Source organism: Sphingobacterium haloxyli (assembly GCF_002980525.1).
GTDB lineage: Bacteria > Bacteroidota > Bacteroidia > Sphingobacteriales > Sphingobacteriaceae > Sphingobacterium > Sphingobacterium haloxyli.
The window spans coordinates 114,983-141,608 of sequence record NZ_PVBQ01000011.1 but is presented as its reverse complement, the minus strand read 5'-3'; the positions used below and the strand labels follow the sequence as shown (position 1 = coordinate 141,608).

Genomic DNA, 26,626 nt, shown 5'->3' with positions numbered 1-26,626 from the left:
CGCACCCGTGCGCCACTCTCATGCCCCTTAGCAAGCTAAGGGACAATCCCGTCCGACTTGCATGTATTAGGCCTGCCGCTAGCGTTCATCCTGAGCCAGGATCAAACTCTCCATTGTAAAAATGAATGTTGACCCCGGTCATCTTTTTTATGACCGGATCGTCAGTAATTGTACTGTACGGCCCGGACCGAAAAAATTGTCTGTTCTGTTGCAACTTTCCCCCATAAAGGGTACTCGCTGCGCTACATGATCATCTATCTTAAAGAACTTCTGCACCTCCGCTTCGCGCTTCGGCTATCTCAACCGCTCCATAAGGAACGGAATCTATCTCTTGTGTTTTGCCCTCCGTTTCCGAAGGGACTGCAAAGGTAGGAAAGTTTTTCAAAAAAGCAAAAAATATTTTTTTTATTTTCTCCCCTCTCCCCGGCCCAAGGTCCCGAAGGACCGCCGTACTCCCTTGCGGAGTGGTGCAAAGGTAGAGATTCCGGGCATAAAACGCAAGCCCAAACACCCTTTTTTCGCCCCGAAGGACCCAAAACCCTGGAAAACTGCACGATAGTTTTTGAAAACTACAAGACTGCGACAATAGATTGCCTAAATCGCGTACGAACAGGCTTTCCATTCTTTAATGCCGGTGTCCATTTTGGCGATTTATCCATCACACGCAAAGCTTCTTTAGCAAACTCCGGACTTATTTTATCCTTATTCACAATCTCAATATCACACACAACACCATCTTCGCAGACGGTAAATTCAATTAAAGCAGTTTGTTTAAGCCCATAATCTACGTACGTCGTACTATCTATTGAATTGACAAGATTACGAATATCAAGATTCTCACGAACAAATTGGTTCCACCCTGTAATACCTCCTTTAAACTGCGCATATGTATCGACATCATACACAATAAGGGGATCTTTAGGTGCTTGTGCAAATAACGTTCCGCATGTAACACTTAACAGAAAAGCAAACAAACAACTCCTCATAACTCCTCCTTTGTTACTTTAAAAATACCTAAACTATGCCTTCCCCAAATCTAATATTTCCGGAAACTTATTTTCATTGTCAAAAAGAAACGTCATTGGTTGTTCCGGATTTTTGATAATTTCGAAAAGTGTGTAGCCCCATGGTTTCCAAAAATTCTCCAATACTTGTCCGTATGTTTTGGTCTGCCAATTATCAAAAATAGGCTTCAATGTCCAATCGTTTAAAGCCATAGGCTCTATATAAATTTTTTCAGAGGTTTCCATGAAGGTATAGTCGGGCAAACGATTAAACAAATAAGCCGAATAGAAATACCGAGCACAGATTTCTTCAAATTGTACAGGATGCAAAACACGTCCTTTTACGTGATTTAAAATCTCCTCGTGATAAATAGCATTCGTGCCGTTGTCTTGCAAAGTCGCTATAACAGCGAAATCTCTCATGCGTAATGAAAAAACTAAGGTATTAATCTCGTCTCTGTATAAGAAGGTGTCGGGAGCGTTATCTACAGGAAACACTTGCACATTAAATGGATTGACATGCTCAAATTCCATTGGCACAACGAGCGATTGCAACATAAAGTGTAGATTCCGGAACTTATGTACCAATGCTTGAGAAAAATTCATCTCCTCTCCACTATGTACCGCCTGTCGAATCCCAACCTGTATCTCATTGAAAACAACGCCATATAAAACCTTTCCTATCCACTGAAACAACATTTTTTCATCTAGATCCTTTACTGCCTTATACCCCACCTTCATAGCGCTTTCGACTTCGCTCTCTACCTGCTCAAACGCTTGTGCAACTCCAACGGAACAAGGCAATTTGAGCGCCTTATAGGTTACGATATTTTCATCCAACATTTTGAATGGCTTTTCTTCTAGCTCAAACGCCCGCATCATCCATATAGGAAACACTTGAGTTTGTTCCTCTGGTGACCGAAGCTTTTCCCCCGTCAAAAAGCACGTTTGATTATCAAAGTTAAATGCGACGAATGGATTATAAAGTCTTGATGTCATAATAGAAACAAAGGTAGGTTTTTGAAAATTTGTTTTTTGTCTTTTTTATATATATTTGCGCCGAACGCTAATCGGATAAACAAATTAAAAACTACATGAAAAACCTTTTCAGCCTACTTTATTTTCAAGTAATTATCGCTATTCTCATTGGTGTTGCTTTAGGTCATTTTTACCCCGAGCTAGGCGTGGCACTAAAACCATTTGGCGACGGATTTCTCAAATTAATCAAGATGATTATCGCACCACTGATCTTCTGTAGCATCGTTTTGGGAATTGCGGGCATGGACGATCTTAAAAAAGCAGGGAAAGTAGGCATCAAGTCCATGATCTACTTCCAGTTAAGCACATTCTCGGCAATGTTTATCGCCATGCTAGTCGTTAATATCGCAAAACCCGGAGAAGACATGAATATAGACGTAAAACAGCTAGACACATCGCAAGTTAGCACCTATATTGAAGAGGGAGAGAAACAAAGAGGTGTTGTACAATTTTTGCTTGATATAATTCCGAACAATGTCGTAGGCTCCCTTTCCGAGGGAAATATCTTACAAGTTTTATTTTTCGCTGTACTCCTGGGATTTGCCTTTGCGAAAATGGGTAAAGGTGCGGAACCCGTAAAACAAGTAATGCAGTCTTTCTTGGAAGGTATTTTTCTTGTGATAAAAATGATTATGAAAGTAGCGCCAATAGGTGCAATGGGCGCTATTGGCTTTACGGTCGGGCAGTACGGAGTAGGTATCCTTAAATCACTGGGTCTAATGATGCTATGGTTTTATGTCGCTTGTTTAATTTATATCTTCGTCTTCCTAGGAAGCTTGTTATGGCGATATAAGATCAATATGTGGCGCCTATTAGGGTATATCAAAGAAGAATTGCTGATTGTATTGGGAACATCGTCTTCCGAATCTGTCCTTCCGGCAATCATGGAAAAACTGGAACGTGCCGGCTGTAGCAAACCGCTGGTACGCTTGGTTATCCCTACCGGTTATTCCTTCAACCTAGACGGCACCGCTATTTATCTCACTATGGCTGCTATTTTTTTATCCCAAGCCATTGGCGAACCTATGGCTTGGAACGAGCAACTGTTTCTCTTATTCATACTTACTTTCACTTCTAATGGTGCAGCCGGCGTCACCGGAAGCGGGTTCGTCATCTTAGCAGCCACGTTGCCAATTGTTGGGCATATTCCAGTGGAAGCCATCGCTATTGTATTTGGAATAGACCGCTTTATGAGTGAAGCTCGAGCGCTCACTAACATTATCGGCAACACTTCTGCCACATTTATCTTGGCAAAATGGGAAAAAGAAGTCGATACGAATCAACTAAATGTGGCGCTTAATCCTGAAAAGAAAATATGAGGCATTGAAATATGAGCGGAATATCTCTATCATTCTCCATCCACAGCTACCTTAAAATCTTTGAATACAAGTACCGCATCAACACGTTGGTCTTCTTTGTTCTTCACACCTTTTAACATGGAAGTACCGCCCTTCTCCAAAAGGTTCTTCATTTCCTTTTCCTCTAGGAACACACCATTTAATGTACGCCAAATTTTAAAATCACAACCTCTTGCATAATGGTCGCATTGCGCCATCTTGTCATATAAGAGCATATTCCCTGGTGTACATTTAGGACATTTTATCTTCCCTTTTTGCTGAGGTTTTATTTCTTCTTGCTGCATAGCCACACGCAATTGAAGCAGCTCTTTCGTGATTTTCAAGGTATAATCCTTAATATGCTTCATAAAAACATCATACGATACTTTATTGGCGCGCATCTCCTCTAGCTTTTGTTCCCACTTCCCTGTCAATGTAACCTTTGCTATCGAGCGATCTTTGACCAATCGATAAACCGCAAGTCCTTTTTCTGTAGGTATAAGCTTCTTTTTATCTCGTTTAATATAGTCCCGTTGAAAAAGTGTCTCTATGGTCGCTGCTCGTGTAGCCGGTGTCCCCAAACCACAATCTTTCATAGCTTGGCGCATTTCGTCATCTTCAATTTCTTTACCGGAGGTTTCCATCGCTTTTAAAAGCGATGCCTCGGTATGGATAGGCTTAGCTTTTGTAAAACGTTCCGCCAATTCCAGCGACAAAATTTCGAGTAGCTCTTCTGCTGACAATTTAGGCAATTGAGCATTCTCATTGTCGTGGTCGTCCGTATTTTTTTCATCATCGGGTAAATCTACCTGCTCAGCCGATAGACGCCAGCCATATTGTTTAATAACAGTTCCTTTGGCAATCAACTCCACTCCATGCGCATCAATTGTAACGGTTGTAATATCTTTCAAACAAACGTCCGAAAAACTCTCCACCATACGCTTCGCTATCATATCATAGACATGCTGCTGCTCTTTCGGCATCGGCCCCGGTCTCTCGTCCGTAACCAACAAGGCATGATGATCCGTCACTTTCTTATCATCAACAGAGCGTTTATTTAATTTAGCGCCAATGAGGTTACGGCTTATGGCAGCGATTTCTCCTCCTGCAGTATCCGCGAGATGCTGAAAAAGTTCTTCAATCTTTTCAAATACGTCCTCTCCTATATAACGAGATCCCGTACGCGGATACGTGATAACCTTTTTTTCATACAATGTCTGTGCAAGATTCAATGTTTGATCAGCCGAATATCCGTATTTTTTGTTGGCATCTTGCTGCAAGGATGTTAGATCGAATAGCAAAGGTGGTTGCTCCTTGGTTTCTTTAGCCTCTACTCTCACGACCTTTGCTGCCGTTCCTATGGTGAGTTTCGCTATAGCCGCTTCTGCTTCTTCTCTTGTATCTATTTTGGTAGACGTTGCCTTAAACCTGATACTATCTTTTTCAAAACCTGCCTGTATTTTGAAGAAAACTTGTGGTTTAAAACTCTTGTTTTCTACATATCGCGAACAGATCATCGCCAACGTTGGCGTCTGCACCCGCCCTAGAGACAAAAGCCCTCTGTTTCCGGCAGCCAACGTCAAGGCTTGTGTGGCATTTATACCAATCAACCAGTCAGATTCTGCCCGTGATCTCGCAGACATGTATAGGCTATCATATTCTGTCCCGTCTTTCAGATTAGCAAAGCCCTCTTTGATCGCTTTGTCTGTCTGGGAAGAAATCCAAAGTCTTTTAAATGGGATTTTGGCATGGAGATAATAATATATATTTCGAAAAATCAACTCTCCCTCTCGTCCGGCATCTGTCGCAACAATGATTTCCTCTGCTTGAGCAATTAATTCCTTAATAACATTCAATTGTTTCCTTGCTCCTGCGTCGTCGACCAACTTTCCATCTTTTTTAACTTTCTTTGTTTCTAAACGAAATTCAGATGGTATAATAGGCAGATTAGACACCGCCCATGTAGCGTATCCATATGCCTGCGGCGTACACAATTGAATAAGGTGTCCAAAGGCATATGTAAAAGCATAACCATTACCTGTAATGTAGCCGTCTTTCACCTCCTTAGCCCCCATAACCCGAGCCAAATCCCTAGCCACAGATGGCTTTTCTGCTATAACAACTTTCATCTTAATGCTTTAGCCCTTATTTTATTTATATATCTAAAATTACTTCAATGATGGGATGGATATACCTTTAATTTTCCGGTACAAATCCACTGCGTAAATATCAGTCATTCCTGACACGTAGTCCAATACTGTTCGAATTTTGGCATATGTATCGGTTAGTGTTGTATGGAACTGATCGGGAATCATGGCCACTATTTTTTTATCAAAATGCCCTTTTTCTTCCTTTAAATAAGCCGGAATAAACTCTTCCAATAACGCGTTCATTACCTTAAAACCTGCTACTTCAATTTGCACTACAGTCGGTGCGTTATAAATACGAGCTACCGATATCGCAGAAATTCTCTTCATTTGCGCCACGATGTTATTATCCAACGCATCCACCAATGGCATCTCAAACGTGCCTGCCAAAAATCTATCTTGATTTTTTGCGAATACCGACGCACAGCCGTGAATCAAAGTATTGATTGCTTTAGCGCGCAGGAGCTCTACACGACTACCCGTGTCTGCTAGAGCATCGAGCCGGTCTCGCAAGTCTTCTCCTCCACACAAGGGCAGCAATAGTTCTTCCACTTCTGCGTAAGAAAGTATTTTCAGATGATGAGCATCTTCCAGGTCTATGATATTATAACATATATCATCGGCGGCTTCTACCAAATAGACCAGCGGATGACGTAAATACCCACCGGGGTTCGCCGGATCTGCTTTCAATCCCAGCTCGGCGGCAATTTTTCGGAACGTTGCTGTCTCGGTATCAAAATAACCATACTTCTTACGATGATGATTATTTTTGACATGCCCTTCTATGGCCGAACAAGGATATTTTACAATTGAAGCCAATGTTGCATATGTTAATGCAAATCCTTTTTCATCTTTCCCATTGAAAGCGTGGGTAAGTACACGCAATGCATTGGCATTACCCTCAAAATGTGTTAAGTCGGCCCATTCTTCGGCACTAACGAACTGTTGGTATTCCCGCCCTTTTCCCTCCGTGAAATAGGAAGAGATAGCCTCTTCACCTGAATGTCCAAAAGCAGGATTGCCCAAGTCGTGCGATAAACATGCCGCGGATACAATATTGCCTACTTCTTGCAAAAACGGATATTCCTGGTCAATATCTGGGTTTTCTTTTTTCATGATATTATAAAAAAGACGTCCCAACGATCGCCCCACGCTTGCCACCTCTAAACTATGCGTCAGTCGATTATGCACAAAAACTACTCCTGGCAAAGGAAAAACTTGTGTTTTGTTTTGCAGTCTTCTAAAAGGTGACGAAAATATTAACCTATCGTAATCTCGTTGAAATTCTGAGCGCGCATCAATCTGGTCACTCACTTCACGATGCTCGTACCCCCAACGTTTTGTAGATAATAACTGTTTCCAATTCATGTAAAGTATACGTTTACGTTTGCCAACAAAGATAAGGTTTATTAGAATATAGTTACTTTCCGCTTTATTTGAGCTTATCAAGCTAATTGCTTATATTTACGGTGTAAACCCTATATATCATGGATATCTATTCACTTCCGGATTATCGAAATTTTGAACACAAAATTAATGAAAAAAAAACACATCTTTTTATCTTAAAGAATCGCACAGGGATGCAGGTAGCCTTTACGGATTATGGTGCACGTATTGTCAGTATTTTGGTTCCAGATAAATTCGGAAATCTTCGGGACGTGGTATTAGGATTTAATTCCATTCATGAGTACTTACAGGCAGATGAACAATACCATGGCGCCACCATAGGACGTTTTGCCAATCGTATTGCCAATGGCCAATTTCATTTGGATGGCAAAAAATATACGCTGCCACGAAATAATGGCAGCAACTGTTTACATGGCGGTCCAACTGGGTTCCATTCTAAGGTCTGGGACAGACGGACATCTTTCAAAAAGAAAATAGAATTTTGCTATGTTTCACCCGATGGTGAGGAAGGTTTTCCAGGGAACTTAAAAACCACTGTTTCGTATGAACTGACGGAAGAAAATGAAATTATCATAAAATACAAAGCGGAAACAGATAAAAAAACGGTCGTAAACCTCACTAATCACGCCTATTTCAACTTGGACGGTGAAGGACAAGGCGACGTGCTTAATCACATCTTGCATTTCCCTTCTGATCACTTTCTGCCTATCGATGAAAGTCAGATACCATTGGATAACGAAGCGTCCGTAGACGGAACGGCATTTGATTTCCGCTCGCCAAAGAAAATATCAGAGGACATCGATAAGGATGAATCACAATTAAAACACGGTAACGGCTACGACCATACGTTCGTTAATCACCAACCGATTTCTCAAGTAGCTGCGTCCGCATATTCTCCTGACTCGGGGATCCGTCTTGAGGTATTCACGACAGAACCTGGAATACAGCTTTATACCGGAAATTTCCTTACTGACAAGGACACCGGAAAATCCGGACGCAAATACTCATCCAGATCCGCTTTTTGTTTCGAAACACAACATTACCCGGATAGTCCAAACCACCCACAGTTTCCATCCGTCGTACTAGAACCAAGCCAGATACTTGAATCTGAAACGATATATAAATTTTCCATAAAAAAGGAGATATAAATCATCTCCTTTTTTATGGAATTACTTTACGAGCTCGTCCAAAGCTTTCTCTACTCTTTCAAAGCCAAATCCAGTCTTCACTTCATTAAACATCCGCAGAATTTCGTCATTACAGAGATTCCCTATGCTTCCCTCGTGCGTATGGTATACGTTTTTCGACGGCTGGAATGTTCCATTCTCAATATCCAATCCTATCTGCCGATAAGCCTCTCTAAAAGGAACACCCGCTAGTACCGCGTTATTAACTACCTCGACGCTAAACAAGTAATCATATTTAGGATCATCCAAAACATGCTCTTTGACGGAGATATGTTCCAACATAAATGCTGTGATTTCAAGGCAGTCACCCAAAGATTGGAATGCTGGGAAAAGATTTTCTTTCAATAATTGCAAATCCCGGTGGTAGCCAGAAGGGAGGTTTGTCGTCATTAATGCAATTTCGTTCGGTAGCGCTTGAATCTTATTACAGCGTGACCGAACCAATTCGAACACATCCGGGTTCTTTTTATGTGGCATGATACTGGATCCCGTGGTCAAATGGGCTGGAAAAGAGACAAAGCCAAAGTTTTGATTGATAAACAGGCATACGTCCATTGCAAATTTAGCTAACGTCGCGGCTATAGCACTCATCCCTTGCGCTAAAATGCGTTCGGTTTTCCCCCGCCCCATTTGTGCATAAACCACATTGTAGTTCAAATCGTCAAAACCCAATAATTCAGTCGTCATTTTACGGTTCAAGGGGAATGAGGAGCCATACCCAGCGGCAGAACCAAGTGGATTCTTATTGCACACTTTCCACGCCGCTTTTAACATTTCCAAATCATCCACAAGACTTTCAGCGTAAGCTCCAAACCATAAACCAAAAGAAGACGGCATCGCTATCTGCAAGTGCGTATAGCCTGGAATTAACACTTGTTTATACCGTTCGCTCAACTGGATAAATTTGCGAAAGAGTATATCTGTTCGTTGTACCAAATGTTGAATCTCAAAACGAAAATAGAGCTTAAGGTCAACCAGAACCTGGTCGTTGCGAGACCTTCCTGAATGGATTTTCTTTCCCGCTTCTCCCACACGCTGCGTTAGTAACATCTCAACCTGAGAATGCACATCTTCCACAGTATCCACTATAGTAAAATCTCCTGCTAAAATGTCGTGATAAATCTGTTTTAATTCCTTCTGAACCACATCTAAGTCCTCGTCACTCATCAAATTTATGCTATTCAACATTTGGGTGTGCGCCAATGAGCCTAACACATCCGCAGCCGCTAAATGTAGATCCATGGCGCGGTCGTTACCTACAGTAAACGCTTCCACAAAGGAATCCACATCAATGTTCTTCTGCCAAATTTTCATTCAATTTCGTTTTTACTGGAACAACAAGTATTTCTTCCCCTACAAATCCTCTTAGCTTCTTGAAGCTCTCTTTTTATTTACTAATTTCTGTCACAAATTTATCGATTCTTAGCCAATAAACATAAGATCAATTTGCCACGTTAAAAAACACAATCGCTTAGACTAAATAAGTGATCACTTACTTTTTTTTAAAAAATATCTTTGTGTGAATAATTTATATCCCTATGTTTGTAAACATAAAGGGGAAATGGAATAACAAAATAAAGGCAAGTGAGTTAATACTCACACTTTATTTTACCAAGCTAACAAACTAAATTTGATAGACGAAGGTCTTAAAACTTGAAACGAAATACGGCTGACCACTTATAAACTAATTTTGTTCTAAAGCGTATCACAGAGAGGGGTGATACGCTTTTTTTATAAATTATGTAGTACCTTTGTTATTAAGGACAATACCAAAAACAATATAAGATATGGGAACAGAGAGCAAAAGGCAGCAACGGTTTGCGGGCGTTATCCAAGAGGATCTTGCAGCGCTATTTCAACGAGATGGCAATTCTTGGGCTCCAGGAGCTTTTATAACCGTAACAAAAGTACGCGTTACACCGGATTTGGCAATCGCTCGTATATATTTGAGTTTTTTAAATACGAAGACAGCTAAAGAAAGTTTAAAGCAGATTCAAAGTAAGATTAGTGAAATACGTTATAAATTGGGCATTAGAATTAAGAATCAGGCGCGGATAGTTCCCGAGTTGGAATTTTTCTTAGACGACACCAACGAATACGTCGAGCACATGGACAAATTATTTGAAAAAATAAGTAAGGAACCCAGACAGCCTGATTAATTAGTGTTGATAGTACCTCTCTATGCCCTATACTTTGAATGATCGTCTCGTTTTTCCTCATCCCGCGCTGGCAGATGACGATGGCCTGCTCGCCGTTGGAGGAGATTTAAGCGTCGAACGTTTGTTATTAGCATACCAGCATGGGATTTTTCCTTGGTTTTCTGAGGAGACACCTATTCTTTGGTATTCGCCACCGGAGCGTTTTGTACTCAATCCGAAAGAACTTAAAGTAACGAAGAGTATGCGCCAACTTATACGCAACTCTTCTTTCCACACGGTGCACAACACGTCTTTCGTGGAAGTCATAGATAAATGCGCATCCACAAAGCGAACGGATGAGCAAGGAACGTGGATCACAAAGGATATGCAAGAAGCTTATATCCGTCTACATGAATTGGGTTACGCGCACAGTATAGAAACATACGACAAAAACGGAATACTGGTGGGAGGACTTTACGGAATACAGATAGGATCGATATTTTGTGGCGAGAGCATGTTTTCACATGCGCCCAACACCTCTAAGCTGGCTTTAATTTATCTCTGTAAAGAATTTAATTTCGATTTAATTGATTGCCAAATATACAGCGAACATTTAGCGTCTTTAGGTGCAAAGCTTATTCCGGGTTCCGCCTACTATGAACTTTTACAAAAACAAACTGTTGAACCCTTTGCCATTTAGACCACGCTGGGGCAATCCTCAACCACGATTTAAAAACTAAGTATATAAAATATTAAAGCTTCAATAATAGCGAGATGAAATTTAAGATCGGAGATTTTGTTCGTTTTGTAGACGAACCCATTGAAGGACACATAACTTCTTTTCAAGACAACGATATCATCGGTGTAACGGATGATTCTGGTTTTGAGATTCCTGTCCCTGCCAATAAGATTACATTGGTACACGGAAATATGCGCCGCGATGACGATGAGATGGCAAAAGCACAAGTCACTACTGCCACAACACCCTTTGTAGAGCGCGGCATTTATCTAGGTATTACAGGAGAACAAAGGGATGGGCTTGCTAAATTTTTCTTTATCAATCATACTTCCTATGATATTTTGGTAGTCGCAAACGAAATTAATAGCACAAAACGCACAGGAATATTCGCAGAAAAGATATCGGCCAGAGATTTCATTCAGTTTTATACTGCTAATTTCACAAATGTCAGCAAATGGCCAAACTTTGAAATACAAATTCTGCGTTATAGCATGTTACCGCATAATGCAACTGCCACGCTACATAAAGAGTTTCGCTTGAAACCGCTCGACTTTATCCATCCTAAAGAAAATGACGAGCTTTTAGGAATGAAAGTTTGGCGTTATGAACTAGACAAACCCGAGGAAAACATCGGATTGGACAAATTAAAGGACCATTTTATTTCCCACCGTCCAGGTCGACGCTAGACCTTATAAAGTCAAGAAAAATTTATGTACCATTCATTTATTCATCTTCGGAATTATGATGTTTATCATATTCGTGAATCACATGAAATCATAACTTTTTGTAAATCAAATAATTTAACAAGAAATTAACATTATTTAAAACCATTCTAAATTCATTGTATTGACAGATTTTTGACAGAAAACAAGGGCTTTTACTCTACATTTGCAAGGATAAAATTATTGAGCAAGATCTGGGCCTTGAAGAATTTAAAAGTAATAGCATTTACTCACAAGCACGTCGAACTAAAAGACTTGGGGAGTTTGGTCATCTGCAACGAAGAGTTAGAAGATCGCTTAGTCAATCTAAAAACTAGATTGGATATTCCGGAAATTTTTTATATTGCGACTTGTAACCGGGTGGAATTTGTGTTTTGTGGTGGGCATGAGCTAAGTGATGAGTTTGTTGCCGATTTCATGGGGCAGATGAACTTCTGTGTCCCAGCGGAGCGTCTCCAATGCTATTTAGGGCAGGTTACACGTTATTCCGGCATGGACGCGTTGACGCATCTGTTTCGTATGTCTTGCTCACTAGAGAGTTTGGTTGTTGGCGAGAAGGAAATTCTGGCCCAAGTACGTCGAGCATACGAAAGATGTCGAAAAGCAGGCTTTACAGGCGATTATTTGCGCTTAGTTATGGATCGTCTAGTTAGAACAGCTAAAGAAGTATACACATATACAAATATTTCCCGCAATCCAATCTCCGTTGTTTCATTAGCTTATCGTAAACTTAAAGAAACCAAACTACCGACTAATCCTCGGATTTTAGTCATTGGCTCAGGTGAAACCAATCAAAACTTAGCTAAGTATCTAAAAAAACACCAACATTCGAATTTTGTGGTTTTCAATCGCACGTTGAAAAATGCACAGAAATTAGCTCGAGAATTGAATGCAGAAGCCCATTCATTATCAGAATTGGCTCATTATAAAAAAGGATTTGATGTGATGATTGTATGTACCGGTTCACCCGAGGCAATTATCGATATAAACCTTTATAGGTCCCTTCTCAACGGGGAAACCGATAAAAAAGTAATCGTTGATTTAGCGATACCTAATGATATCGACGCCAACGTAGTAGCACAATTCCCTATCCAGTATATTGAAGTCAGCAGTCTACAAGCAATTGCCGAGAAAAATAAGCAAGACCGTTATGCAGAGCTGGAAAGTGCGGATGCTATTATCCAGCAAAATATCCAAGAATTTTTACCGATTATTAAGCAACGTCGTGTTGAAGTTGCCATGCGTGAAGTACCTGAAAAGATCAAAGAAATTCGGTCATTTGCGTTAAATGAGGTATTTGCCCAAGACCTTAAAAATCTCGACCCTCAAGCACGCGAAGTCTTAGAAAAGGTCATCAGCTATATGGAGAAGAAATACATCAAGGTACCCATGGTAATGGCTAAAGAGATTTTGGTTAAAAATTCCCAAACGGAAATCAATTAAAAATCTTCCAAAGACAGAAAATATACCATAATTCTGACAAATACTGTCGGGATTGTATGTCTATTTGGTTAAATTTGTAGGCATTTCATACCATTTAAGCAGGAGACGGTGAATAGAAAACTTATCATTGGAACTAGGGGTAGTCAACTGGCATTATGGCAGGCCGAGTTCATTAAGGCAAGGCTAGCAGAGATTGGCGTAGGATCCGAATTAAAAATTATAAAGACCCAAGGGGATATCATCCAGCACCTACGGCTGGACAAACTGGAGGGTAAAGGATTCTTCACAAAAGAGTTGGAAGAAGAGTTACTTACAGGGCAGATAGATTTGGCTGTTCACTCTCACAAAGACTTGCCTACCGTCAATCCTCCCGGGCTGATTGTTGCGGCAGTCTCGGAGCGGGAGGATCCATCGGAACTACTGATTGTCCACAAGGACTGTGTCGATATAAAAAAAAGGCTATCGCTTAAACATAATGCATCTGTCGGTACTTCATCCAATCGGCGTAAGGCTCAATTGTTATCTTTACGTCAAGACTTAGGGTTCACCGACTTACGGGGTAACCTGCAAACGCGTATCCAGAAGCTACGCGACGAAAAGTATGATGCTATCGTCTTAGCAAAAGCTGGCATCGCTCGCGTTGAAATGGATTTATCGGACTTTCACATTGAAGAGATTCCGCCCATCGAAGTAATTCCCGCACCGGCACAAGGCGTGTTGGCAGTACAAATCAGGGAAGCGGATAAAGAATTATTTGAACTTTTGCAGAAGATACACGATAAAGATGTTGCGAAGATCATTGCTGTAGAGCGAAAAGTATTGAATTTATTCGATGGCGGCTGTCATGCTCCTTTAGGCTGTTTTTGTCGCAAAATAGAAGACGGACAATACGAAGCCTGGACATCCATTGCGGAAGACAACGAAGATTTTCCAAATCGCCTTTATATCCGTGCTGAAAGCACAGATGGTATGGCAGACCGAATTTTCGCCAAATTCCAAAAAGAAAGAAAGCTACCTAATAGTGTTTTCATTACTCGCGACCTAGACGAAAACTCGTACTTAGGCCGTTATCTAGCGAAACACAACATTCAGGTTGACGCACGGTCTCTCATCAGGATATATCCAACTATCAATAAACTGGATTCTTTTATTTTAAAACGGGCGGATTGGATTTTCTTTAATAGCAAAAATGCTATTGATCATTTCTTCAATTTGGAACCTTGGATTTTAAAAAAGACAAAACTCGCTGTACTCGGCAGGGGTTCGGAAGATGCGTTACGCAAACACGGTCGTGTTGCTGACTTTTCCGGGGATAACTTAGGCATCAGGACGGAAGACATTGCGAAAGAATTTGCTAAACTTGTCGACGGCCAAACGGTCTTTATTCCCCGAGCAAAAGATTCTTTAATGTCGATTCAAAACGCACTTACGTCCAATACGAAAGTTATTGATATGCCCTTGTATGAAACCGTGATACAAGAGAATGTAGATAAATCCAACGCAGAAGTGCTAATTTTCACAAGCCCTAGTAACGTGCAGGCATATTTTCAAGAACACCTTATCGACCCTGGTCAAAAAATTATTTGTATCGGACATTCTACTGCCAAGGCGATAGAGGCTATGGGGCTAAACTATACGCTTCCTTTCACACCCGACGAGATTGGCCTGTCAGAGGCAATCTTTGGATTGGATTATGAATAAGTGATAAGCGATGAATAAAGGAATATTTAATCTCTAAATAATAAAGAATGTTGCACCGTCCAAGAAGAAATAGAAAATCTACTGTCATACGGGATATGATTCAGGAGCATCATCTAACACCCGCCAACCTTATTTTCCCCCTTTTCATCATAGAGGGACAAAATCAGAAAACCGAGGTTTCTTCTATGCCCGGAATTTTTCGGCATTCTATTGATAACCTACTGCGTGAGGTAGAAAGCTGTATGAAACTCGGGTTATACGCATTTGACCTCTTTCCCAATATTGACGACTCACTTAAAGACAAATACGCTACCGTAAGTTATCAAAAGGGCAATCTATATTTGAAAGCTATCGAGGAGGTAAAGAAAAACTTCCCGGATGCTTGTGTAGTAACAGATGTAGCTATGGATCCGTATAGCTCGGACGGCCACGACGGCATTGTGGAAAACGGTATTATCCTGAACGATGAAACCTTGGTTATTTTAGGGAAAATGGCGCTTGCCCATGCAGAAGCCGGCGCAGACATCATTGCTCCTTCAGATATGATGGACGGACGCATTGGCTATATCCGTCAAGTACTTGATGAAAATGGATTTTCGAACGTTTCGCTGATGTCCTATACCGCAAAATATGCTTCGGCTTTCTATGGTCCTTTTCGAGATGCCCTTAATTCAGCACCAAAGGCAGGAGATAAAAAAACTTACCAAATGAATCCCGCCAATTCGCGGGAAGCTCTTATGGAGGCGCAGTTAGATGCGGAAGAAGGTGCGGACTTCCTGATGGTTAAACCCGGGCTTCCTTATTTAGATATCATTAAACTACTACACGATAATTTTGACTTACCCATCGCAGCCTACAATGTCTCCGGTGAATATGCTATGCTGAAAGCCGCGATTCACAATGGATGGTTGGACGAAGAGCGTGCTATCATGGAAACGTTGATGAGTTTTCGTCGCGCAGGAGCTACCTCCATTCTCACCTATCATGCAAAAGAAGTGTTGGAGAAGAAATGGTTAGTTTAATGTGTTCTTTTTTTAGAAAAAAAGAAACAAAAAAATCGCCGCTTCGGATGTTTTACATTTGGGATAGTACTACAGATGAGTTTGTGCAGTTGCAAACATCCGGATGCGGCATGGAGTGTTAAGGAAGAGACAGTACAAACCCTAAAATTTACAATTCACGAATCACGAAATGAAACAAGATATTTCCCGAAAAAAATCGGCTGAACTTTTTGAGAAAGCAAAAAGCTACTTCCCAGGGGGTGTAAATTCTCCAGTACGGGCGTTTAAATCGGTATACGGTACTCCACTGTTTATTGAACGAGGAGACAAAGCCCGGATATGGGATGCGGACGGTAATGAATTCATTGATTATTGCTGTTCATGGGGGCCACTAATTTTAGGTCACAACCATGATGGAGTACGAGAAGCCGTGATCCAGCAGTTAGACAAAGGGTTAAGTTTCGGCGCCCCCACCCGATTAGAGAATGAGTTGGCTGAATTGATTTTAACGAATAACCGTTACATCGAGAAAATTCGCTTCGTCAGTTCCGGAACAGAAGCAGTTATGTCTGCTATCCGCTTGGCTAGAGGATATACTAAGAAAGATAAGATTGTGAAATTCGAAGGCTGTTACCATGGACACTCTGATTCACTATTGGTCAAAGCCGGCTCCGGATTGATTACCTTTGGCGAAACATCATCCGCCGGCGTGCCCAAAGCTTTTGCGGATGAAACTATCGTCATTGCATTAAATGACAAACAAGCTTTAGAAGAGGTTTTCTCTTCGTTTCCCGATCAGATAGCGGCTGTTATTATAGAGGGTATCCCAGCGAACAACGGTTTATTAATCCAAGACAAAGATTATATCCATTTCTTACGCCAAATTACCCAAGAACATGGTGCTTTACTTATTTTTGATGAAGTGATCACCGGCTTTCGATTAGGCTTTGAGGGAGCGGCTCGCTACTATAATACACAGCCCGATATTATCACATATGGAAAAATAATTGGTGGGGGCATGCCCGTTGGGGCGTATGGCGCCAGCCGGGAGCTTATGGCGCATATTTCTCCTGAAGGAGGCGTGTACCAAGCAGGTACACTATCAGGGAACCCGATAGCAATGTCCGCAGGAATTGCAGCTCTTCGCACATTGGCAGAGCCAGATTTTTATATCAAGCAGGAGGAGAAAACGCAAGGTTTCGTAACTGCTCTACGCGCTTACATAGATCGTAAAAACTATGCAGTCCAAATCTTAACCGTCGGGTCTATCTTTTGGCTTACCTTTGCACAGCAAAAAAATATCAAACGGGCGGACGAAATTGATCCCCTTTCGATGGAAAAATATAAAATTATGCACCGTTCATTACTTAACCAAGGTATCTATTTTGGCCCCTCAGGTTACGAAGTCGGATTTATTTCCAGTGCACACACACAGGAAGACCTTAGCCAGACTATAACAGCTATCAAGACAGCATTGGACACCGTTTTTACGTAGTAAAACTTTTTTCTGTTATATTTGTTAGATAACAGAAGTAGCGAAATCATAAAAATAAAAAAAATAAAAGGTATGAAAATGACCAGTTTGAAAACTGCCCTAGCATTTGTTGCTGCATCAGCGACACTTGTGGCATGTAACCCAACCACAAACAATGCAGATGACGAAACACAAGACACCACAGCCTTGGCGGACTCCGTCGGCGGTATTGGGGTTAATCCTTTACCGCACTCCAAAGAGTTTCCGGGAGCGTCGTTAGAAATTGCATCGATTACAGCCGAAAAGGCCGGCGCAGATTCCGCAAAAATCACTGTCAAATATAGTGTTAGCAATTTTGAATTGACAGCACAGACGGAACACGACCATCACATGGCAAACTCACATGACGGACAACATATTCATTTTATTTTAGATAATGAACCTTATGTGGCATTGTATAAGCCGGAACATAGTGTAACGGTGCCACTCAATTCCGAGCATTACTTAATGTCGTTTCTTTCGCGCTCCTATCATGAGTCAATCAAAACAACCGACGCTTCCAAACTAGTGAAGTTTAAAGTTACTGCTGACGCTAAAATCGAAGAATTACCTGATTCAGGAGAACTAGCTTTGTTTTACAGTCGTCCTAAAGGTGAATATAAAGGAGAAGATACGAAAACCTTGTTGTTGGATTTTTTCGTATCAAATGGTTCGTTAGGCGCTAATGGCCACAAGGTGAAAGCAGATATCAATGGACAGGAATTTTTGTTAGATCAATGGGTCCCCTACGAAATATTAAATTTGCCTATGGGCGAAAATACCATTCAGCTGACACTTGTTGACAAAGATGGAAATGCCGTGACCGGCGACAACGTTTCTGTAGAAAGAAAAATTACGCTGGCTGCGGAATAAGGATTAAAATTGGTAAAAAAGTAAGGGCAGACTGGACGTCTGCCTTTACTTTTTTATTTGTATACCAAAAGAAGACCGTGCGTATACGCCGGGACGCATGCCTCTTTGATGTAAGGACGTACAAAAAAGTAATAAGGAATAACTCGAAAAGAGTGAGTGCACTGGCTATAGGTGTCCATTCCGAGATAGAAAAGTCCAAGCTACCGAAGGGTAATTTCAAATCTTCTAGAAAAACTAAAATCCTGTAGGTTTTAAATTAAGCCCTACTCTTTCATCCAAGCCGAACATCAAATTCATATTCTGGACTGCCTGGCCTGATGCACCCTTCAACAAGTTGTCGGTCGCATTTAAAATCAGCAGTTGTTTACCGTGTTTTTCTAGATGCATAATGCTTTTATTGGTGTTCACGACCTGTTTCAAATCAATATTTGCTTTACTTACCCATGTAAAAGGATGGCTTGCATAGTAATTCTCATAAAGGGAATAGACCTCTTCTTCGGTCAATTCCGAAGTCACGTATATAGCTGAAAAAATCCCTCGTGGAAATGCCCCACGCTGTGGGATCATATTGATCCGCTGCATAGCCCGTTCAAGTAAGGATTGCTCAGATTCTGGCAGAAAATCCGGTTGGAGCTGGCTCAACGATTCGGACACCTCTTGGAGATGTTGATGTTCGAACGATTTGTAAGCAGAGAGGTTTCCACTACGCCAAGAGAAATGGGAAGTAGCTGAAGGTTTTTGCCCGGCTCCAGTGGAACCTGTTGTGGCGTTGATATGAATCTGCTCTGGTAACAACCCTTTAGCGGCTAAAGGAAGCAATGCCAGCTGTATATTGGTAGCAAAGCATCCCGGATTGGCGATATATTTTGCCGATTTAATCGCTTCCCTGTTGAGTTCGGGAAGACCGTAAACAAAATATCCATCTTCATAAGCCGTATTCGCTTTCAACCGATAGTCTTGCGATAGATCGATAATTTTTACAGCGGGGTCTACCGGATTGGCATCCAGAAACTTTCGTGCATCACCGTGTCCAACACATAGAAATAACACATCGATATTGGAATGGAAATCGGAAGAAAATTCAAGCTCTGTGTCACCAAACAAATCATTGTGAACTGTATAGATTTTATTCCCAGCATTTGAAGCCGAATTAGCGAAAACAATCTCTACGTGAGGGTGGTAAGTCAACACACGGAGGAGCTCACCTCCTGTGTATCCTGCAGAACCTACTATACCTACTCGTATCATTCCGCTCCTCCACTATTAACTTTGTGCCAAATCAATGCTTGGTTACCGAATATCTTAGCAAAACCTTTTACATCATCGCCGGTATATCCTTCATTCATTTCGCCGTAGCTACCAAATTTAGTTGACATCAAATCATGTTCGGATTCGATTCCAACAACGACAAACCGATAAGGATGTAATTCGATAATAACGCGTCCTGTCACTGTTTCCTGTGCGGAACGAAGGAACGCCTCGATATCCCGCATGACGGGGTCGTGCATTTGTCCTTCGTGCATATAATTACCATAAAAAGCAGAAATCTGATCTTTCCAGGACAACTGCCACTTAGTAAGCGTATGTTTTTCCAATGTATGGTGGGCCTTGATAAGAATAAGCGGTCCAGCAGCCTCAAAACCGACACGCCCTTTGATTCCGATAATCGTATCGCCCACGTGTATATCGCGTCCGATACCATACGGTTGTGCTAGGTCTTGCAGTTGCTGGATAACCTCAACGGCGCCGATATGCTCCCCATTCAATGCAACAGGTTCACCTTTAACGAAGTCTATCGTGACGGTTTGAGGTTCTGACGAAGTCACGGGAGTAGGCCATGCCGCCTCCGGAAGATATTTATTCGAGGTCAAGGTTTCTGCTCCGCCGACGGACGTTCCCCATAATCCTTTATTGATCGAATATTTTGCTTTTTCTGCGTTGATTTCCACTCCATGTGTCGCCAGATAAGCTATTTCTTCTTCTCTGGATAGCTTAAGATCACGGATAGGAGTAATAATTTCCACGCCCGGAATAAGGGTATTGAAAATCATATCGAAACGAACTTGGTCGTTTCCAGCTCCGGTAGAGCCATGTGCTACACATGCCGCACCTATTTTTTTGGCATAATTGGCAATTGCCGTTGCTTGGCACACTCGCTCTGCCGATACGGAAAGTGGGTACGTGGCATTTTTTAATACATTTCCAAAAATAAGGTATTTTATCGTGTCGCGATAGTAGTTTTGCGTTTCATCAATCGTGCTATGAGACTTTACGCCTAAGGCATAGGCACGCTCTTCTATAGCTTTCAATTCGTCTTCCGAGAATCCTCCGGTGTTGACCACTACAGAATGTACCTCCAGTCCTAAATCCTTTGTTAAATAGATACAACAGAAGGACGTATCTAAACCTCCACTAAACGCTAATACTACTTTTTTCATTAGATTAAATTTTTTTAAGGTAACGAAGCTTTACACTTCACCTCGACAGTGCCAAATATAGCAATTATATATTTTTTGCAAGACCGGTACCGACAGGGAACACCGCAGCAACGATCTTCTTGGACGATTTCCACAATTTTGCCTCAATACGTTTCAAAAGTGATTGCTTCTTCACAATACGATCTAAACGTTCTTTCGCTTCAGCACGACGTTGAATTTTCTCCTTGAGTTCGCGTTCCTTCTCCATAGGGTCCCAAAGCATCGCCGTACACATACAATTCTTACGTTCTTTGCTTACCAAAATATCAAAATTCACACAGGACTGGCACCCTTTCCAAAATTCTTCATCTTGGGTCAGCTCGCCATAGGTTACCGGTTCATAACCGAGATCCGAATTTATTTTCATAACGGCCAGTCCAGTCGTTAGACCAAATATTTTCGCTCTGGGATATTTTTCGCGCGATAGATCAAAGACACGTTTTTTAATCGCTTTTGCCAACCCTACTTTTCTAAAATCCGGAGCCACAATCAATCCAGAATTAGCGACATAGTCACCGTGGCCCCAAGTTTCAATATAACAAAACCCCGCCCAGCGCCCATCTTTGTGCAAGGCTATGACCGCTTTGCCCTCCTCTATTTTGCGAACGACGTATTCCGGTTTACGGCGAGCAATGCCTGTTCCACGTGCTTTCGCGGACTCAAACATTTCGTTACAAATCGTTTCTGCGTGTCCTATGTGTGCAGAAGTGGCGGGAATAATTGAAAAATCTGAAAGTGTCATCGAAGATGTCGACCTAATAAATTACACATAATGTGTTCTCAACAAAACTCTGTTAATTAACGATTGAGAAACCACCGAGCCGAGTGATTGTTCATAATGGATGTCGTCCTGCCCCCCAATCAAGCTCGAGGCAGAATAGGTCGTCGGAGCCGTAATATAGGACAATTGAACCCTTTGAAAGTATACAATATATCCTTTATAAGCTTCTGCGGAAGCCTTTCAGGAATGAATGTATGTATACCTAAGCAATTCATTTATCTATCTATTATTTTTAATAAGACAAAAGTAGAAAATATTTTTTTTCTTTTACGCAATAGCTACTGAGTTTTTTTATTAAAAAAATATGCATTGCATTATCTTGCCGTCAATTTGTTAATTAGACCGGCTTTTCTATAAAAGGTTTAAAAGAATAACGCAACACAAATATCTCTTTTTTTAGCTACTTTTGTGTAGGTTTAAAATTCTTTGAAAGATGGTTGGTCCAAGTATTATATTCTATATCTTTTTTGCAGTCCCTTATATCTTCCTCATGTACTGGTTAGTCAAACAGGATAAAAAGAAATATGCCTGGGGGCTCGCTATCGTAACGGTCATTGCCATAGTGGGCATCATTGTTTCCCAAAAAGCCAGCAAGGTAGCGATCGAAAATTACAAACAGCATCAAATTGATGCCCGAGAGATTGAAAGGGAAAATCAACAGGATTCATTAAATAAGTAAGGTGCGGTCTAAAGATAGAATTACTTACTTATTGATAAATGTCGTTTATTATTGTCTGTTAAAAATCAAATATTCTAAACTTTTATAGACAAAATTAATTTCGTAAAAATTATTCTTTTTGAAGGCATTGTCTAGGATATGGCTACGTGGCAAAATTTTGAAAAAAAAAGCGCAGTGGAAATAGAACAGAAGTTGAAGGAAAATAATCTCAGCTTAGGGATTTGATGTTATACTTCGAGTTATTTACTTGTATATTGCTTATCGGTATATAGGGCGGGACAGGGGGTTAGTAGGGGTATAATAGGGTATTAATAGAGATGTTATCCCTATCAATACCCTCTAATTTCCCTTTAAACTCACACTTAATGGATAACCTATGTATAACGAGTCTAAAGGTGTGCCTGGCATTCGGGATAATCGATATCAAAAGTTCTTATTTTGCCTGAGGACCAATTTGTCCCATAAGATCTCCTAATGCTTCTTTCTCTGGACCATATTATTCTTCAATCCCCTCTAGTTTAAATAGAAAGGCATAATTCAGCGCGACGTCCTTCAAGTAATCAAACCGACCCGAAGCGCCACCGTGTCCATATTCCATGTCTGTTTTAAACAAAATGACCTGATCCCCTTTCTTTATTTCACGTAACTTTGCTACCCATTTTGCGGGTTCGAAATATTGAACTTGGCTATCATGAAGCCCAGTGGTAACCAATAAGTTCGGGTACTCCTTGGCTTCAATATTCTCATAAGGTGAGTACAATTTCATATATTCATATGCAGCTTTATCATTCGGATTTCCCCATTCATCATATTCATTAGTTGTCAATGGGATAGTCTCATCCAGCATCGTATTGACGACATCCACAAAAGGAACCTGTGCAATAATACCGTTCCATAACGCAGGAGCCATATTGATAACTGCCCCCATAAGCAAACCGCCTGCACTGCCGCCCTGCGCATAAAGATGCTCCGAACTGGTCAATTTTTCCGATATCAGATATTTGGCGCAATCGATAAAATCAGTGAACGTATTTTTCTTGTTCATCATTTTACCATCGTCATACCACTGACGCCCCATCTCTTCTCCACCACGGATATGCGCAATAGCATACGCAAAACCACGATCCAAAAGGCTTAGTCTTGACGAATTGAAAGTAGGATCCATCGACATCCCATACGAGCCGTATCCATAAAGCAATAAGGGTGATTTCCCGTTTTTAGAAAAGCCTTTTTTGTAAACTAGCGAGATAGGAATCTGGGTGCCGTCAGCTGCTATAGCAAACAAGCGTTCTGTTACATAGTTCTCGGCATCATATCCACCGACAACCTCCTGCTGTTTCTTGAGGGTTCTCTCTTTGGTATTCATATTATAATCATATGTCGAAGATGGGGTCACGAGCGAAGTATAGCCATAACGTACCATATCGGTATCATATTCGACATTCGTGCTTGGATACACGGTATAGGCCGCCTCTCCGAAATTCAGATAATGCTGCGTTCCGTCCTTTAAAGATCGTATCGCCATTTGTGTCAAGCCATTCTTACGTTCTGAAATCACAATATAACCTTTAAATTCATCAATATCGGAAACGAGCACATCATCTCGGTGAGGGATAAATTCTTTCCAATGTTCTTTGGTCGTCTTATCCAACGGGCATTCCATCACCTTGAAGTTTTTTGCTCCGTCATTGGTCAAGATCAAAAACTTGTCTGCCAATGCCGTAACGGAATACAAAACCTCTTTCATCCGAGGCTGGAAGACCTTAAAGGTATCATTCGGTTGATCAGCATCCAATATGCGAACTTCGGACGATAGCGTCCCACCCGAATAGATCATGATATGTTTTCCGTTTTTAGATTTTCCTACGCCAATATAGTTCGTATTATCTTTCTCCTCGTAGACGACGACGTCTCCCGCCGTCCCCGAGCCCAACGTATAGCGACGGATTTTCTCGCTCAGCAAGGTAATCGGGTTTTTGGCTGTGTAGAACAACGTTTTATTATCGTTTGCCCAAGTAGCGCTACCCGTTGTACGATCAATCTTGTCCGGCAATAACGCGCCGGTTTCGAGATTCTTCACATAAATCGTGTACTCTCTTCGAGATATAGTATCCACCCCGAAGGACAGCAACTTATTATCCGGGCTTACCGAAAAGCCCCCCGCAGCATAATAGGCATATCCTTCTGCCATGTCGTCCACATCGAGCAATATCTCTTCCGGAGCATCCAGACTCCCCTTCTTCCGGCAGAATTTATAATATTGTTTTCCTTCTTCTGTACGCCTGTAATAATAGTAGCCATTTTTAAAATAGGGAACGGACTCATCTTTCTCCTTTATCCGCCCCTTCATTTCGTGAAAAAGCTTTTCCTGCAGCTTTTCAGTGTCTTTCATCATCGCTGCGGTATAGTTATTTTCCGCTTCCAGATAAGCAATCACCTTAGCAGAATCTGGACCTTTCTTAAAATAGTCGTTCATCCAATAGTAGTTGTCCACTACCGTGTCGCCATGAATGGTACGCTCGTATACCTTTTTCTCTGCAACGGGGGGAGTAACACCCGGCCAAGTTGCCATCTTTTTTGTCATGTTATCAGAACAGGATATTGCCATAGCCCCAATAATAATCATATAGTTCCAGTTTTTATGCATCGTAAGCGAGTTTAGCGATAAAGTTAATGTAAAAAGAATAGTGATTTATGTTTTTTTAACAACATCAACCCGGGAGTTACGTTATATTTGTCTCTTGACGAAATAGAAATATATGACTAGAACATTGAAACTTATTGCTCTATTAGGTATCAGCATACTGCCATTATGGGGAAATGCACAATCGAAAGCCGCCAATCCTCCTAATTGGTACAACCTTGATTATGAAATAGATGGTGTACGCGGGATAAGCACCGAAAAAGCATACGAGCTTTTAACAGGCAGAAAATCAATTCCTATCGTCGTGGGCGTGTTGGATGGCGGGATAGACTATATGCACGAAGATTTGAAAGACGTCATGTGGACAAACCCTAGAGAAGTTGCCGGAAATGGCGAAGATGATGACGGCAACGGCTATGCCGATGACGTACATGGATGGAACTTTATGGGAAACGTTAATGGCGAAAATGTACAATACGACAACCTGGAAATTACCAGGCTGATCCGCATTTACGAACCTAAATATATATCCGTATTACCCTCCACCCCTCTTAGCGAAGCTGAACGCCGGGAGTTTGTAGCATACCAAAAAATGATAAGCGAATATACCAGCAAACTCGACCAAGCAAACTTTGGAAATCTTAACTACAGCAGGTTAAAAGAAGAAATTGATATTGCCATCAAAAAAATCGACAAAGACATTAACGATATAACAAAAGCAGACCTTGACGCATACAAATCTGAAACTGACCGTCAGAAGATGGCTGTTCGTATGGCAAAAAGAGAACTTAGCGATGACAAGAGCTTTCAAGATTTTTATAAAGAATTGGAGGAGGGTGTGAAATACTTTCGTGCGCAAGTGGACTATCACTTAAATAAAAACTATGATTCACGACATATCGTTGGAGACAACTATGAAGATGCAGAAGAACGTTTTTACGGAAACGCCGATATTAAGGGGCCTGATGCTGATCATGGCACCCATGTAGCAGGTATTATTGGCGCTAAACGCCATAACGGTATCGGAATAGACGGGGTAGCAGATAATGTGCAGATTATGGGCGTGCGCATAGTTCCCGATGGAGATGAGCGTGATAAAGACGTGGCAAACGGCATACGTTATGCCGTAGATAATGGCGCTAAGGTAATTAATATGAGTTTCGGAAAGGGGTATGTATTTAATAAAAAAACCGTTGATGAGGCTATAAAATATGCAGAGGAAAAAGATGTGCTCCTTATACATGCGGCAGGTAATGACGCCAAAGATATTGACATTGTCAAAAACTACCCGACAAAATATTATACAGATAGCCTCGATGCAATATTGGGGGAAGCTTCCAATTGGATTACTGTAGGAGCCACATCATCTGGTGTAGATGGTGATTTGTTGGCCGAGTTTTCAAATTTTGGTTATCGTTCGGTCGATGTCTTTGCACCCGGTGTCAAAATTAATTCCACTATGCCCGAATCCGAGTATAAGGAACAAAATGGAACAAGTATGGCTGCTCCAGTGGTGTCGGGGTTAGCATCGATATTACGTTCTTATTATCCCGAACTCACAGCCAAAGAGGTGAAGGACATTATCTTGAAATCTGTAACGAAGATAGACGAAAAAGTAAAGATAAAAGTAGATGGATCTACTAAAAAAGTTTATTTGGACGAAATTAGTGTATCTGGCGGAATTGTGAACGCGAAGGCCGCTATTGAAGAGGCAGATCAATATATCCGGAAAAAAAAGTAAAAAAATGTTAAATTTTATATACTATAAACCTTTATCTTGCGTTTTATAAATACT

At 41.2% G+C, this 26,626-nt stretch carries 22 protein-coding genes and 1 rRNA gene; 12 read left to right on the top strand and 11 right to left on the bottom strand.

What is annotated here, in order from left to right:
• The 4 genes from C5745_RS14330 to C5745_RS14315 form a co-directional block, all read right to left on the bottom strand.
• Nucleotides 1-117: ribosomal RNA gene (locus C5745_RS14330) — 16S ribosomal RNA — on the bottom strand; the annotation flags it as partial.
• 142 nt (nt 118-259) lie between these two features.
• A complete protein-coding gene (locus C5745_RS20745; RefSeq protein ID WP_262508128.1) occupies nt 260-385 on the bottom strand; it encodes a hypothetical protein in 126 nt (41 codons plus the stop codon).
• A 184-nt stretch (nt 386-569) separates the two neighbouring features.
• Entirely contained in the window at nt 570-986 is a 417-nt protein-coding gene (locus C5745_RS14320; RefSeq protein ID WP_105717688.1) for an energy transducer TonB, read from the bottom strand.
• A 33-nt stretch (nt 987-1,019) separates the two neighbouring features.
• Nucleotides 1,020-2,003, bottom strand: coding sequence for a hypothetical protein (locus C5745_RS14315; RefSeq protein WP_105717687.1), 984 nt, complete (start codon nt 2,001-2,003; stop codon nt 1,020-1,022).
• Between the two features lie 95 nt (nt 2,004-2,098).
• Between C5745_RS14315 and dctA the strand changes: the two genes are divergently transcribed.
• Entirely contained in the window at nt 2,099-3,361 is a 1,263-nt protein-coding gene (gene dctA, locus C5745_RS14310) for a C4-dicarboxylate transporter DctA (protein ID WP_105717686.1), read from the top strand.
• Nucleotides 3,362-3,390: 29 nt separating this feature from the next.
• Here dctA and C5745_RS14305 read toward each other — a convergent pair whose 3' ends face one another.
• Both C5745_RS14305 and C5745_RS14300 read right to left on the bottom strand, forming a co-directional pair.
• The gene (locus C5745_RS14305; RefSeq protein WP_105717685.1) at nt 3,391-5,508 is read right to left on the bottom strand and encodes a type IA DNA topoisomerase; all 2,118 of its coding nucleotides are present in this window, start codon (nt 5,506-5,508) and stop codon (nt 3,391-3,393) included.
• A gap of 39 nt (nt 5,509-5,547) precedes the next feature.
• Complete coding sequence (locus tag C5745_RS14300; protein ID WP_105717684.1) at nt 5,548-6,894, bottom strand: deoxyguanosinetriphosphate triphosphohydrolase; 1,347 nt, start codon at nt 6,892-6,894, stop codon at nt 5,548-5,550.
• A 119-nt stretch (nt 6,895-7,013) separates the two neighbouring features.
• On the opposite strand from C5745_RS14300, the gene C5745_RS14295 reads away from it, so the two are divergent.
• Complete coding sequence (locus C5745_RS14295) at nt 7,014-8,081, top strand: aldose epimerase family protein (RefSeq protein WP_105717683.1); 1,068 nt, start codon at nt 7,014-7,016, stop codon at nt 8,079-8,081.
• 21 nt (nt 8,082-8,102) lie between these two features.
• On the opposite strand, the gene argH is transcribed toward C5745_RS14295, so the two are convergent.
• Nucleotides 8,103-9,434, bottom strand: a complete 1,332-nt coding sequence (gene argH, locus C5745_RS14290; protein WP_105717682.1) for an argininosuccinate lyase — start codon at nt 9,432-9,434, stop codon at nt 8,103-8,105.
• 473 nt (nt 9,435-9,907) lie between these two features.
• Between argH and rbfA the strand changes: the two genes are divergently transcribed.
• The 8 genes from rbfA (at nt 9,908) to C5745_RS14250 (ending at nt 18,250) form a co-directional block, all read left to right on the top strand.
• Nucleotides 9,908-10,279 (top strand): 30S ribosome-binding factor RbfA, encoded by a 372-nt coding sequence (rbfA, locus tag C5745_RS14285; protein ID WP_105717681.1) that lies wholly within the window; start codon nt 9,908-9,910, stop codon nt 10,277-10,279.
• A 22-nt stretch (nt 10,280-10,301) separates the two neighbouring features.
• Complete coding sequence (aat, locus tag C5745_RS14280; RefSeq protein WP_105717680.1) at nt 10,302-10,958, top strand: leucyl/phenylalanyl-tRNA--protein transferase; 657 nt, start codon at nt 10,302-10,304, stop codon at nt 10,956-10,958.
• 74 nt (nt 10,959-11,032) lie between these two features.
• The gene (locus C5745_RS14275; protein WP_105717679.1) at nt 11,033-11,683 is read left to right on the top strand and encodes a hypothetical protein; all 651 of its coding nucleotides are present in this window, start codon (nt 11,033-11,035) and stop codon (nt 11,681-11,683) included.
• A 237-nt stretch (nt 11,684-11,920) separates the two neighbouring features.
• Entirely contained in the window at nt 11,921-13,162 is a 1,242-nt protein-coding gene (gene hemA / locus C5745_RS14270) for a glutamyl-tRNA reductase (protein WP_105717702.1), read from the top strand.
• Between the two features lie 108 nt (nt 13,163-13,270).
• The gene (hemC, locus tag C5745_RS14265) at nt 13,271-14,863 is read left to right on the top strand and encodes a hydroxymethylbilane synthase (protein ID WP_105717678.1); all 1,593 of its coding nucleotides are present in this window, start codon (nt 13,271-13,273) and stop codon (nt 14,861-14,863) included.
• A 47-nt stretch (nt 14,864-14,910) separates the two neighbouring features.
• Nucleotides 14,911-15,885: a porphobilinogen synthase gene (gene hemB / locus C5745_RS14260; protein WP_105717677.1), complete on the top strand. Its 975-nt coding sequence runs from the start codon at nt 14,911-14,913 to the stop codon at nt 15,883-15,885.
• A 169-nt stretch (nt 15,886-16,054) separates the two neighbouring features.
• On the top strand, nt 16,055-17,359 hold the full coding sequence (gene hemL / locus C5745_RS14255; protein ID WP_105717676.1) for a glutamate-1-semialdehyde 2,1-aminomutase: 1,305 nt from the start codon (nt 16,055-16,057) through the stop codon (nt 17,357-17,359).
• Between the two features lie 72 nt (nt 17,360-17,431).
• Nucleotides 17,432-18,250 (top strand): hypothetical protein, encoded by an 819-nt coding sequence (locus tag C5745_RS14250; protein WP_105717701.1) that lies wholly within the window; start codon nt 17,432-17,434, stop codon nt 18,248-18,250.
• Between the two features lie 234 nt (nt 18,251-18,484).
• On the opposite strand, the gene argC is transcribed toward C5745_RS14250, so the two are convergent.
• From argC to C5745_RS14235, 3 genes are all read right to left on the bottom strand, one after another.
• Nucleotides 18,485-19,498: an N-acetyl-gamma-glutamyl-phosphate reductase gene (gene argC, locus C5745_RS14245; RefSeq protein ID WP_105717675.1), complete on the bottom strand. Its 1,014-nt coding sequence runs from the start codon at nt 19,496-19,498 to the stop codon at nt 18,485-18,487.
• Complete coding sequence (gene argG / locus C5745_RS14240; protein ID WP_105717674.1) at nt 19,495-20,688, bottom strand: argininosuccinate synthase; 1,194 nt, start codon at nt 20,686-20,688, stop codon at nt 19,495-19,497. Before argG ends, argC begins: the two co-directional genes overlap by 4 nt.
• A gap of 64 nt (nt 20,689-20,752) precedes the next feature.
• Entirely contained in the window at nt 20,753-21,469 is a 717-nt protein-coding gene (locus tag C5745_RS14235) for a GNAT family N-acetyltransferase (RefSeq protein ID WP_105717673.1), read from the bottom strand.
• Between the two features lie 529 nt (nt 21,470-21,998).
• Here C5745_RS14235 and C5745_RS14230 point away from each other — a divergent pair.
• Nucleotides 21,999-22,187, top strand: a complete 189-nt coding sequence (locus tag C5745_RS14230; protein ID WP_243403352.1) for a hypothetical protein — start codon at nt 21,999-22,001, stop codon at nt 22,185-22,187.
• 496 nt (nt 22,188-22,683) lie between these two features.
• Here C5745_RS14230 and C5745_RS14225 read toward each other — a convergent pair whose 3' ends face one another.
• Complete coding sequence (locus C5745_RS14225) at nt 22,684-24,834, bottom strand: S9 family peptidase (RefSeq protein ID WP_105717671.1); 2,151 nt, start codon at nt 24,832-24,834, stop codon at nt 22,684-22,686.
• Between the two features lie 112 nt (nt 24,835-24,946).
• Between C5745_RS14225 and C5745_RS14220 the strand changes: the two genes are divergently transcribed.
• Nucleotides 24,947-26,572, top strand: coding sequence for a S8 family peptidase (locus C5745_RS14220; RefSeq protein ID WP_105717670.1), 1,626 nt, complete (start codon nt 24,947-24,949; stop codon nt 26,570-26,572).
• Nucleotides 26,573-26,626: the final 54 nt, after the last annotated feature.

Coding starts and splice junctions, on each gene's coding strand:
- C5745_RS14320 (WP_105717688.1), bottom strand. CDS start 986: ATGAGGAGTTGTTTGTTTGCTTTTCTGTTAAGTGTTACATGCGGAACG.
- C5745_RS14315 (WP_105717687.1), bottom strand. CDS start 2,003: ATGACATCAAGACTTTATAATCCATTCGTCGCATTTAACTTTGATAAT.
- dctA (WP_105717686.1), top strand. CDS start 2,099: ATGAAAAACCTTTTCAGCCTACTTTATTTTCAAGTAATTATCGCTATT.
- C5745_RS14305 (WP_105717685.1), bottom strand. CDS start 5,508: ATGAAAGTTGTTATAGCAGAAAAGCCATCTGTGGCTAGGGATTTGGCT.
- C5745_RS14300 (WP_105717684.1), bottom strand. CDS start 6,894: ATGAATTGGAAACAGTTATTATCTACAAAACGTTGGGGGTACGAGCAT.
- C5745_RS14295 (WP_105717683.1), top strand. CDS start 7,014: ATGGATATCTATTCACTTCCGGATTATCGAAATTTTGAACACAAAATT.
- argH (WP_105717682.1), bottom strand. CDS start 9,434: ATGAAAATTTGGCAGAAGAACATTGATGTGGATTCCTTTGTGGAAGCG.
- rbfA (WP_105717681.1), top strand. CDS start 9,908: ATGGGAACAGAGAGCAAAAGGCAGCAACGGTTTGCGGGCGTTATCCAA.
- aat (WP_105717680.1), top strand. CDS start 10,302: ATGCCCTATACTTTGAATGATCGTCTCGTTTTTCCTCATCCCGCGCTG.
- C5745_RS14275 (WP_105717679.1), top strand. CDS start 11,033: ATGAAATTTAAGATCGGAGATTTTGTTCGTTTTGTAGACGAACCCATT.
- hemB (WP_105717677.1), top strand. CDS start 14,911: ATGTTGCACCGTCCAAGAAGAAATAGAAAATCTACTGTCATACGGGAT.
- hemL (WP_105717676.1), top strand. CDS start 16,055: ATGAAACAAGATATTTCCCGAAAAAAATCGGCTGAACTTTTTGAGAAA.
- C5745_RS14250 (WP_105717701.1), top strand. CDS start 17,432: ATGAAAATGACCAGTTTGAAAACTGCCCTAGCATTTGTTGCTGCATCA.
- argC (WP_105717675.1), bottom strand. CDS start 19,498: ATGATACGAGTAGGTATAGTAGGTTCTGCAGGATACACAGGAGGTGAG.
- argG (WP_105717674.1), bottom strand. CDS start 20,688: ATGAAAAAAGTAGTATTAGCGTTTAGTGGAGGTTTAGATACGTCCTTC.
- C5745_RS14235 (WP_105717673.1), bottom strand. CDS start 21,469: ATGACACTTTCAGATTTTTCAATTATTCCCGCCACTTCTGCACACATA.
- C5745_RS14230 (WP_243403352.1), top strand. CDS start 21,999: ATGTACTGGTTAGTCAAACAGGATAAAAAGAAATATGCCTGGGGGCTC.
- C5745_RS14225 (WP_105717671.1), bottom strand. CDS start 24,834: ATGCATAAAAACTGGAACTATATGATTATTATTGGGGCTATGGCAATA.
- C5745_RS14220 (WP_105717670.1), top strand. CDS start 24,947: ATGACTAGAACATTGAAACTTATTGCTCTATTAGGTATCAGCATACTG.